Here is an 11,186-nt window from a genome sequence, read left to right on the forward strand (position 1 = left end):
TATGACAAGGGCCGTGCGAGTTGCCAAAAGGCAACTCACACGGCCCTATTAAAGTTTACCGGCATAAAAACCAGAAGATATTGTAGCCGTCCTTACAGTTCACGCCGTAAGGCATATCGTGCGCCTTTAAGATCGTGCTGACAATAGAAAGTCCGATTCCGGTCCCAAGGTGGCGGCCGCTCTGGTGCTGGCTGCGCTGGTAGCGCTCCCAGATGATCTTCCGGTCTTCCTCAGGAATCGGCTCCCCCGGATTGATCACTTCGACCAGGCAGAAATCCTGACCGGTCTGCAGAGCAGTCACAGGACTGGAAAGCGGAACCTGTGATTTTGGCACCAGCCGGATGAAAATTTCCCGGTTTTCCGGCGTGTGGTTGATGGCATTGTTTAAAAGATTGCGCATCACCTGGCTCATTTTCAAGGCATCGACTTCGAAGTTTAATTCTGCTTCCGGTGCCTGAAGCGTCAGGGTGATGTGGTGCTCAGCGGCGGACTGGCGGCAGCGGGTGAGCTCTGCATTGACGATATCTTTTAAGTCATACCAGTCTTTTTTCAGCTTGCTGTAGCCTGCTGAAAACTGGGAGTAGTCGAGAATATCGGTTACCATCTCACTCATGCGGTTGGATTCGCTGATGATCAGGTTTAAGTTTTCGCTGCGCATAGCCTCGTCCTTCCAGGTGATGTCGCGCACCATCTCGGCATAGCCGGTGATGAGGGCGAGCGGCGAGCGGAGCTCATGGGAGACATTGGCGATGACCTCCCGGCGCAGCACATCCAGCCGCTGCAGTGCTTTGCCGAGCTTGCCAACGGACTGCGAAAGCTGTCCTAATTCATCCTGTCGGTCCAGGTCCGGTCCAATGTCAAACTCATTCTGCGTCAGCTTATCGACCGATTCCTTGATCTGAAAGATCGGACGGGTAAACTGTTTTGATAAAACTGCGGCAAGCACGGAAGCAATGCCGGTTAGGAGAATGCTTAAGACGATGAGCTGGGAGCGGTTTAAGTTTAACACCGTCCGGGTCATAAGGGCATTGCGTAAAATGAGGTAATTGCGTTCGCCGTGGTAAGTGACCGGAAATCCCAGCTCATAGCCGATGATCTGTCCGTGCATTTTTTCGATATGCTTGTAAGGGCGGCCTGCTATTAGTTCTTCCAGCCCGGAGTTCTTGCTGAGAAGCCTGGGCGATTTTAATTTTGTTTCCCATTCTGCGGCTGCACCAGGTGGCCGGAGGAATACATTTTTACAAGTGTGCCATCTGTGGAGGTTAAAAGCAGCTCACCACCCGCATTGATGTGACTGATAAAGGATAAAAACTTTTCATCTTCTCCGATATCGCGGCAGCGCAGGTCCTCCATGATCGGAGACAGCTGGTTCAACACCTCATTGACAGAGGCATTGGCATAGTTCTGCTCAAAAAGAAAAATCTGTACTACCCACATAAAGCCGATCCCGAACATGACAGGGATCATCATAAAAGCCCAGAGCTGGAAGACCATCCGGTTTTTCAGGGCCGCAAATCTAGTTTTTATCTGGTTCTTCAAATTTATACCCCACTCCCCATACAGTCTGGATCAGCTTCCGGTAGGCACCAATGTGCTCGCGTAAGGATTTGATGTGCGTGTCTACGGTGCGCCCATCCCCGCAGTACTGGTATCCCCAGACGCTTTCCAGCAGTTGGTCGCGGCTTAAGACAATGTGTTCATTTTGTGCCAGCTTTAAGAGCAGATCGAACTCTTTTGGCGGAAGACTCACGCGTTGCCCGTCTATCGTAACCATGTGGGAGTCTGGAAAGATGGAAAGCCCGCCAAAGGAAATCTCCTGCAGGGCGGGAGTTTCCGTGCGCGTCTGGGTGCGGCGGAGCACAGCACCGATGCGTGCCATGAGCTCTTTTGGGCTGAATGGTTTGGCAACATAGTCATCGACACCAAGCTGGAAGCCATTTAGTTTATCGTATTCTTCGTCCCGTGCGGTCAGCATGATGACCGGCACCTGGCTGAAGCGGCGGATCGCTTCCAGGATTTCAAAGCCATCCGGTCCCGGCATCATAACATCTAAGAGCACAAGATCATACGGATTCTGTTTCAGTGCGGTGACAGCGGCGGCACCATCAGAGGCCTCGGTGCAGTCGTAGCCTTCCAGTTCTGCGTAAGTACGCACCAGACGGCGCAGGTGCGGATCATCGTCGGTAATGAGGATATGCGGCATAAAAATTCCCCTTTCTTTTTCCATTGAAGGTTTGCCAGACAGGACTGGAAACAGTGAATGGCTTTTCTTCTTCTCGTTCTCGTGACTGCATCACTCGATTGCCTTGCCGTTCGCCATGATCGTGCAAGCATGTTCCTGGCTCTCTTGCGCTCGTTCTCGTGACTGCGTCACTCGATTGCCTCGCCGTTCGCCATGATCGTGCAAGCACGTTCCTGGCTCTCTTGCACTCGTTGTATTATAGCATTTTTCCGGGGCGTCTGAAATATTCCTCACAGAAATATGCGGAATTTCTCACATTTTTCTCACATTTGTTTTTTAGGATGTTTAACATGTCAGAGAATGGAAATACGCAGTATGCAGACGCAATCTTGGGATGGACACGGAAAGGAGAACGCACATGGGACAGAAATCTTCGGCCAGACCGCCGGATGGCAAAATTTTAAAAAAAGAAGTTCTGGGATATGCCGGAATCTGTCTGGTGCTTCTCCTGCTTCTTGGGGCAGGTGGAATGCTTAGCCGGACGTTCCCGGTACGGGCCCTGGTAAACACTTTGATTTATTTGCTTGTCGGCGGCCTTGGCATGTCAGTGTGGATTCCTGCTTTCGCCCGGGGGTAGAACGGTCGGAATTTTTCAGGACCTTCCGCTGGCTGTATCATCCGGGAATCTGGATGTTAGCGGCAGCCTCTTTTCTGGAAGAAAACGACATCCTTTCGGAACCGATTGCCGGGAATCTGCATCTGGCATATATTGCGGGATGGACCTTTCTGGTAGCCGGAGCTATTGTGCTGGCCGTGATATTGCGGGAAGGGAAAACCTAGAAATTCGAAAACAGCTGCAAAATAGATCGGAAACGAAACATGGAACATAAAAAAGAAAACGGTGAAGGAGTGTAGTGCATCATGATGAGTAAAAAGAAAAAGATCGTGGCAGGAGCAGGCGCAGCGGTGATCATTCTGGCGGGCGCAGCATTTTTCCTGGGCAGCAGAGGCAGCGCAGGTACAGGCGGGCATGGAGGTCCCGGCGGCATGGGAGGCCCCGGCGGAATGCAGCAGGAATCGAACGTGACAGTTGTTAATGCGGCAAATCCGACGACCGGTGACGTATCGGTCACCTCCAGTCTGACGGGTACTGTGGAAGCGGCTGATGTTGTTTATGTTTATGCCAAGGCAGGCGGCGATGTAACGGCAGTGAATGTGAAGGCTGGTGACATCGTCAGCCAGGGGCAGGTGCTGATGGAAATTAACACAGAGCAGGTGGAATCTGCGAAAAACAACATGGATTCCGCACAGGTCAATCTTTCCCAGGCACAGAGCAATTTAAACAGAATGCAGATCTTATATGGCAGCGGCGATCTGTCCGACCAGGAATATGAGCAGTACCAGAATAATTTGAAATCTGCCGAGCTTCAGTATGAATCGGCAAAGCTGCAGTATGAGAAACAGGTGGAATACAGCACCATCACCGCACCGATCGCAGGACGCGTGGAGAGCGTCGATGTGGATGTGTATGACCGTGTAAACCAGTCTGCGCAGCTTTGCGTTATCGCAGGGGAAGGTCAAAACAGCATTACTTTTTATGTGACCCAGCGCATGATGCAGAACTTAAAGACTGGTGATGAACTGGAAATTTCCAAGAATGGAACTACTTATACCGGAAACATCACCGAGATCAGCAACATGGTTGATGCTTCCACCGGACTTTTTAAGGTGAAGGGCGATATGACTGGAAGCGATGAGATCGCCATCGGCAGTACTGTGAAGATTGAACTGGTGACCGAGCGTGCAGAAAATGCAATGCTGGTTCCGGTTGATGCAATCTATTACAGCGGCGGGAACGCGTATGTGTATCTGTATGAAGACGGCAAAGCGAAGATGACTTCCGTTGAGGTTGGCATTTACGATTCCGAGAATGCGCAGATCCTTTCTGGCCTGAACGCAGACGATATGGTAGTCAGCACCTGGAGTTCCAACCTGTATGAGGGTGCGGATATCCGTTTGAAATCAGAGGTAGAAGCTTCTGGTGCAGCAGGCGGCGCTCCGGCAGAGGCAGGAAACGCAGATGGCCAGAAGCCGGGAGCAGCAGAGGCAGGCAAAGACGGTCAGAAGCCGGGAGCAGCAGAGGCAGGCAAAGACGGTCAGAAGCCGGGAGCAGCAGAAACAGGTGGTGAGAAACAGGATGCAGAGGCAGCACCGGCTGACCAGGACGGCCAGAATCCGGAGCAGGCAGGGAACGCAGGCAGTGAGAACCAGGCCGCAGCACCTGCAAACGGAAACAGTCAGGGCGGCGCACCGAAAGCACAGTAAGGAGGCAGACGTAAATGGGAGTTACTAAATTTGTACTGAAGCGTCCGGTCACAGTCCTGATGGCGCTCTTATGCCTGATCGTGTTCGGTATTTCTTCTGTATTTAATGCAACTCTGGAGCAGATGCCGGATATGGACCAGCCGATGATGATCATTATGGCAAACTATTCCGGCGCCAGCCCGGAGGATATGGATGAACTGGTCACGCAGCTCATTGAGGACCAGGTCAGCACGCTCGAGGGTGTTAAGAGCATGAGTTCCACCACCAGTGAGGGCCGTTCCATGATCATGCTGGAGTATGATTACGACACGGATATGGATGAAGCCTACAGCGACCTGACCAAGAGCTTAAACAGCATCCGGGATCTGCCGGATGACGTAGAGCCGACCGTCATGGAGATGAACAACAACGCGCAGGCCAGCATTATGCTTACCGTTGCAAACCCGTCCCAGGAAAATCTCTATGATTATGTAGACCAGAAAATCGTGCCGGAGCTGGAAAAACTGACAACGGTGGCAGAGGTATCCACCATGGGTGGTTCCTCCGAGTACATAAAAATCGAGCTGATGTCCGATATGATGGACCAGTATAACGTCAGCATCAGCGACATCAAGTCCGCAATGTCCGCGGCAAACTTGTCCTACCCGTCCGGAAGCGCAGAGTCCGGCAATCTGGATTTATCCGTTTCCACGTTAACGGAGCACGATACGCTGGATGAGCTTTTAGAAATGCCGATCACTGTATCCGGCAATAAGATTGTTTACCTCGAGGATATTGCCGTGGTTTCCTATGCAGAGGAGCAGAAGGGCGGCGTATCCCGCTATAATGGCGAGGAGACCATTTCCATTTCCTTAACCAAGCAGCAGAGCAGCACGGCCATGGATCTTTCTAAACAGATTAAGCAGGTCATCAAAAGCCTGGAGGGTGATGATGAGAACCTGACCATTACCGTGGCGCGAGATGAGGCGGATTCCATCCTGGATTCTCTTAAGGATGTGGCAGAGACCATGGTTATGGCGGTTGTCATTTCCATGATCATCATCTTCCTGTTCTTCGGCGATTTCAAGGCATCCCTGATCGTCGGAAGTTCCATTCCGACCTCCATTCTGTTGTCCCTGATCGTTATGACGCGGGCCGGATTTACTTTGAACATCATTACCATGAGCGGACTGGTTCTTGGTGTCGGCATGATGGTCGATAACTCCATCGTTGTGCTGGAGAGCTGTTTCAGAGCCATGGATAAGCAGGAAGACAAAGGAGCGCTTGGTTATGCAAAGGCAGCGTTGGAAGGAACGAACATCGTGGTATCGTCCATCGTAGGTTCCACGGTTACCACCTGCGTTGTATTTATTCCGCTAGTATTCTTAAATGGTATGAGCGGTCAGATGTTCGGCGCCATGGGATACACGATCGTATTTTGTATGTGTGCATCCCTGCTGTCTGCGATCGCGATCGTACCGCTGTGCTACATGATGTATAAGCCGAAAGAACGCACTTCTGCTCCGGCTTCCCGACCGCTAGCTTTCCTGCAGGATGGCTATCGGAAGCTGATGCCGGTACTGTTAAACCATAAAGCAATCGTGATGCTTACATCGGTCGGCATCATCGTTGCCACTGTATTTTTGGCAAGTGGCATGCAGACTGAGCTGATGACGGCTGACGATACCGGTACGGTCAGAGTCAGCATTGAGACCCGGCCAGGGCTGATCACCGAGCAGGCCGATGCAATCCTTGCACAGGCTGAGGCGATTGTGGCAGCCCATGAGGATGTGGATTCCTACATGCTCCGTTACAACAACGACAGCGGTACTATTACCGCCTATTTGAAGGATGACCGGAAGATGTCTACCGATGACGTTGTAAGCCAGTGGGAAGATGAGATGGCAGATCTGGAGAACTGTACCATTACCGTAGAGGCATCCACTTCCATGAGCATGATGGGGCGGTCCCGCGGCTACGAGGCCATCTTAAAGGGAACCCAGTACGATGAGCTTCAGGAGGTCAGCAATGAGATCGTAAACGAGCTGATCGCAAGAGATGATGTGAAGAATGTCCACTCCAGTATTGAAAACACGGCACCGGTTGTCGCTGTAAAGGTAGATCCGGTCACTGCTTCCGCGGAAGGACTGACTGCAGCGCAGATCGGTACTATGGTGAAGCAGATGCTGGACGGCGAAGAAGTCACTACCTTAAAAGTCGACGGACAGGAGATCAGCGTCAAGGCAGAGTATCCAGAGGACCAGTATAAGACCGTGCCGCAGTTAGAGCGCATGATCTTAAAGAAGCCGTCCGGCGGTTATGTGGCATTGTCTGATGTCGCTGAGATCTACTACAAGGACAGCCCGTCCTCCATCGAGAAAGAAGATAAGTCCTACCAGATCACGATCAGCGCAGATTATGTAGATAATGCTTCCAGCGCTGCTGTGAAGACCCAGATCGATAATGAGGTCATCAGCCCGAACTTAACTGGAACCATTACCCGCGGTACCAACTCCAGAGACCGTATGATGCAGGAGGAATTCTCCGGACTGTACAATGCGATCGCGGTAGCAGTATTCCTGATCTTCGTAGTCATGTCCGCACAGTTTGAGTCTCCGAAGTTCTCCTTCATGGTTATGACAACGATCCCGTTCAGTCTGGTTGGTTCCTTTGGTCTGTTGAAGCTGACCGGAGTCAGCATGTCCATGACATCCATCTTAGGATTCCTGATCCTGGTTGGTACCGTCGTAAACAACGGTATCCTCTATGTCGATACCGTGAACCAGTACCGTATGGAGATGCCGCTGAAGAAAGCCTGATCGAGGCCGGTGCGACCCGTATGCGCCCGATCATGATGACGAGCTTAACCACCATTCTTTCCATGCTGCCGATGGCCATGGCATTCGGAAGCAGCGGTTCCACCACCCAGGGTCTTGCGGTGGTAAACATCGGCGGTCTGACCGTTGGTGTCGCAGTGGCACTGTTCATCTTGCCGGTTTACTACGCACTGATGAACGGAAAGAAAGAGCTGAAGGTGCTGGATATTTAGGATTGGATCGTTGAAAATAGATTTGTGACTATGTACGGAATAGTTGCGTTTGTTATTCGAAAAAAGGAGGAGATAGAATGCTTCCGAACAATAGAAAATGGTGCGCTGGCTTTGGGTTTGTGCACCGCGCAGGCAAAAGGCCGTTTGCCCAGGGATCATGCAGACAGAATGCAGGCGGTCACTGGACACGGACCGGAAGAAAGCTGGCGGGGAGTTTCCTGGCGGCGGCTCTTGTCACTGCAGCACTTCCGCTTCCGGCTTTCGCCCAGCAGAGCCCGGAATTTGCCTACTCGGCAGAAAAATGGGCATCGTTAAAAGATAACAAGCTGGAATTTGATGAGATCAAGGACCTGATCCATGAATACAACCCGACCGTCATCCAGAACGCGATCAGTTATAAAGATTACCTGACGAAAAACCGCGATGATGTGGCACAGGAGTACTATGACCGTGCCAATGAGATTTATTCCAGCATTGAGTATCCGAATTCTGACAGTGAGAACTACGGAAGCGGGGTGGCTGCCGCACTCCGGAACGAGCAGCAGGCTAAGAGTCTGATGGAGCAGGGCGATGAAAATACCGATGACCAGGCAACCATGCGGATCCAGTACGACCAGGCCGAGGCACGGCTTGCCAGGCAGGCGGAGGGTCTTATGATCACCTACTGGACCCAGTACTACAATCTGGATAGTGCGAAAGCCCGCATCGAACAGGCAAAGCTTTCCTACCAGTCGGAAGAAAACCGGCTGGCAGCAGGCATGTCCACCCAGTCCAAGGTGCTGAGCGCCAAAGAAGCCGTATCCACGGCTGAGGCATCCCTGGTGACCGCACAGAGCAACCTGGCATCCACAAAAGAAAATCTGTGTCTGATGTTAGGCTGGAGCTATGGGGCTGATGTGGAGATCGCAGAGCTTCCCGAGCCGGACCAGAGTAAGATTGCGGCAATCGATGTGACTGCAGACATCCAGACGGCGCTGGATAACAGCTATGCTTACCGTCTGACCCAGAAGCAGCTTACCAATGCCCGCACGGATACCGTAAAAGAAAAACTGACGGAAACCGCAAAAAACCAGAAGGAGACCATCTCCAACAGCGTGAAGTCGGCCTATGATTCCCTGATTCTGGCACAGTCCAATTACGAGCAGGCACAGTCGGCGCTGGCTCTGGAAGAGGTTTCCATGAAGTCCGCAGATGCAAAGCTGGCGGCTGGAACCATTACAAAGAATACGTATGAAAACCAGAAAGCTTCTTACACTACAGCGCAGGTAACGGCCCAAAACCAGAAGCTGTCCCTGCTTCAGGCCATGGTGGATTACGACTGGAGCGTAAACGGACTGGCATCGGCAGAGTAGGAAAGGAGCGGTCTATGAAGAGAAAACTTTTAACAATAAGTGGACGCGTTCTTTTGGCTGTAACGCTTTCCGTCAGCTCGCTTAGCCTGCCTTGTACTTCTTTTTCTGCGAGGGCAGAAGTTGTGGAACAAACCACCCAGCCCGTAACCTCAGTAGACTACAACAACCTGGAGCAGCTGGTGCAGAACAACCGGAACTTGAAAAATTCCCTGGAGAACTACACTACCAACAAGGAAACCTACCAGAATATGCTCTCTACTCTGGAAACGGAGCGGGATTATATGAAATTCATGCAGGAAAAGTATGAGGATGACGCAGAGACGAAGGCCGTTTACAAAATGAACGCTTCCCGTCTCAGCATGTCCATTTCCCAGATCACCAAACAGCTGGAATCCCTGGAAACGAAAACGCAGTCGGTAAGCAGGCAGAAGACGATAGACAGCTATGTCCTGACAGCGCAGAGCCTGATGCGCACCTATAACCAGATGAACACTAAGGCACAGGCGGAAGAGAAAAACTATGAGGCAGCCCAGAGCAGTTACCAGGAAGCCTTAAAAAAACAGAGCGCAGGCATGGCGACGGCCGCCGATGTGATGGCGGCAGCCGACACCATGGCAAGCGCGAAAAACCGGTATGAATCGTACCGGCAGCAGGCAGCGAATGCGCGGTTTAACCTGTTATCCAATCTGGGACTGGAAGACAGTTCCACGATCACGATCGGAAGCGTGCCGCTCCCGGACCTTGCGGCTATCGATGCGGTCGATTTCGCTTCGGATGTGGAAACGGCAGCCGGCAACAGCTCTAGCGTGCAGAATGCCCGTCACCAGAGCGCGGGAACTGCAACGGAACTTTCTGTAAAATCTGACAAAGAAACCCAGGCAGAGGGAACGGTGCGGTCCCAGATGCAGAGTCTTTATGATGAACTAAAGGCTGCAAAGCTTCAGTATGAAGGGGCAGCCAATGCTTACGAAAGCGCATCGATCGCCTATGCATCGCTGCAGAAAAAGCAGCAGGCCGGAATGCTTTCCCAGAGCGATTACCTGCAGGGCGTTGCAGATTATTACAGTGCGCTGGACGCAAAAGAGAGTGCAGTCATCCAGTTAAACCAGGCGTGGGAAACGTATAACTGGACGGTGAAGGGAGTGTCGTAGGACACTCCCTTTTTCTGCCTTTTGGAGTGGAATTGCGGAGTAAGATTATGAAAAATCAAACCCGAGAAGGCACGGGCAATCTTTTTTAACTGAATGACCGGACCGCAGAAGATCCAGGTATCCAGCCGGTCAATACTCCGGGAAATTCCGGCTGGTTTTCCAATAGTCTGGAGATTACATTCCATTTCAGCGAAGCCGCCAGAGTTGCCGTCATCGTTGTAGATGTGGATGGAGTAGCCGGTGTCACCGGCTAATTCCGGCTGCGGCGGCTCCTCGGAATACATGGCGGAAGGATTGTTTGGATAGTTGATGATGATTAGGTAGCTGGAGTCTGTGTCTGAATCCTTCAGGTATCCGAAGCGGCCGGTCAGCACGGCAGATTTATATGCGATCTTGTACTGCGAATCCCCGGTGAGCCGCAGGCAGATGCCATTGTTTACAACGGTTTCATGGGAGCCGCAGGGAGCGTAGTGATCGGTTCCCCTTAAAGGCTGGTACATCGGGATAAAAAGAGTCCCTTTTGTACGGACCTGTAAAAGGTCCCAGGATTCAGCGAAAATATCCGCATCGCTGTGGCCGGTGAGATCGAGAAGCTGTTCATAACCACAATAAGAAATATTTTTCATCAGATCCCCGCAGGCTGGAAGATGTCTGAGGGGATTTTGTGCCTTATGGACCGTGCGCTCAAAATCCAGGTGGATCTGGCCGGTGACGGTATTAAAGGATTCCAGGTCCAGGGACTGCTTAAGAATAAGCTTTTCATTTTCCCGGGTCATGGAAAAGGCACCTGGGTCGATGGTTTTCGGGGTATCCAGGGATTCCCGGTAATGGCTGCGGTCCCGGATATTGAACTGGATCTCCGGGGCGATCCACACCCGGTCCCCGCCAATATTCCAGATCTGTTTGTCAATCAATTCTTTGTATTTTTCTTTTGTTTTCATGCTTTCCGGCATCCAGAAGATCCCATCCGGGTAAAGCTTCGAAAAAGGACCAAAAATGTGTCCTCCATGCTGGGTAACAATGATCTGCCAGTCATCATCAAGATCAATGGTCTCATATCTGACGTTGCAGAAATCCAGGGTTTCTGTCACTTCCTGTTTTGTCATATTCCATGCTCCTTTCGAATGTACGGTCATGGCTGCTGCCCA

At 51.6% G+C, this 11,186-nt stretch carries 9 protein-coding genes and 1 pseudogene; 6 read left to right on the forward strand and 4 right to left on the reverse strand.

Features of this window, described 5'->3' with window-relative positions:
* Window positions 1-55: 55 nt before the first annotated feature.
* From DXA97_RS04580 to DXA97_RS04590, 3 genes are all read right to left on the reverse strand, one after another.
* Window positions 56-1,108, reverse strand: a complete 1,053-nt coding sequence (locus DXA97_RS04580; protein WP_118718749.1) for a HAMP domain-containing sensor histidine kinase — start codon at window positions 1,106-1,108, stop codon at window positions 56-58.
* A gap of 77 nt (window positions 1,109-1,185) precedes the next feature.
* On the reverse strand, window positions 1,186-1,539 hold the full coding sequence (locus tag DXA97_RS04585) for a hypothetical protein (RefSeq protein WP_118718750.1): 354 nt from the start codon (window positions 1,537-1,539) through the stop codon (window positions 1,186-1,188).
* Window positions 1,517-2,203: a response regulator transcription factor gene (locus DXA97_RS04590; protein ID WP_118718751.1), complete on the reverse strand. Its 687-nt coding sequence runs from the start codon at window positions 2,201-2,203 to the stop codon at window positions 1,517-1,519. The genes DXA97_RS04585 and DXA97_RS04590 overlap by 23 nt, the downstream gene beginning before the upstream one ends.
* A gap of 397 nt (window positions 2,204-2,600) precedes the next feature.
* Between DXA97_RS04590 and DXA97_RS04595 the strand changes: the two genes are divergently transcribed.
* The 6 genes and pseudogenes from DXA97_RS04595 to DXA97_RS04615 all read left to right on the forward strand — a co-directional run bounded on the left by DXA97_RS04595 (window position 2,601) and on the right by DXA97_RS04615 (window position 10,038).
* On the forward strand, window positions 2,601-2,819 hold the full coding sequence (locus tag DXA97_RS04595) for a hypothetical protein (protein WP_118718752.1): 219 nt from the start codon (window positions 2,601-2,603) through the stop codon (window positions 2,817-2,819).
* Complete coding sequence (locus DXA97_RS19900; protein WP_147355539.1) at window positions 2,792-3,022, forward strand: hypothetical protein; 231 nt, start codon at window positions 2,792-2,794, stop codon at window positions 3,020-3,022. Before DXA97_RS04595 ends, DXA97_RS19900 begins: the two co-directional genes overlap by 28 nt.
* Window positions 3,023-3,103: 81 nt before the next feature.
* Window positions 3,104-4,507 carry an efflux RND transporter periplasmic adaptor subunit gene (locus DXA97_RS04600; protein ID WP_347561461.1) on the forward strand — a complete coding sequence of 468 codons (1,404 nt, stop codon included), beginning with the start codon at window positions 3,104-3,106 and terminating at the stop codon, window positions 4,505-4,507.
* 14 nt (window positions 4,508-4,521) lie between these two features.
* Window positions 4,522-7,535: pseudogene (locus DXA97_RS04605) on the forward strand (efflux RND transporter permease subunit).
* Between the two features lie 77 nt (window positions 7,536-7,612).
* Window positions 7,613-8,887: a TolC family protein gene (locus DXA97_RS04610; protein WP_118718753.1), complete on the forward strand. Its 1,275-nt coding sequence runs from the start codon at window positions 7,613-7,615 to the stop codon at window positions 8,885-8,887.
* Between the two features lie 14 nt (window positions 8,888-8,901).
* Window positions 8,902-10,038 (forward strand): TolC family protein, encoded by a 1,137-nt coding sequence (locus DXA97_RS04615; protein WP_118718754.1) that lies wholly within the window; start codon window positions 8,902-8,904, stop codon window positions 10,036-10,038.
* Here the strand turns inward: DXA97_RS04615 and DXA97_RS04620 are convergent.
* Window positions 9,948-11,144 (reverse strand): DUF6786 family protein, encoded by a 1,197-nt coding sequence (locus tag DXA97_RS04620; RefSeq protein WP_118718755.1) that lies wholly within the window; start codon window positions 11,142-11,144, stop codon window positions 9,948-9,950. The two genes, DXA97_RS04615 and DXA97_RS04620, sit on opposite strands and share 91 nt — an antisense overlap.
* Window positions 11,145-11,186 lie beyond the last annotated feature (42 nt).

The organism is Clostridium sp. OF09-36 (assembly GCF_003481985.1).
GTDB lineage: Bacteria > Bacillota > Clostridia > Lachnospirales > Lachnospiraceae > Brotaphodocola.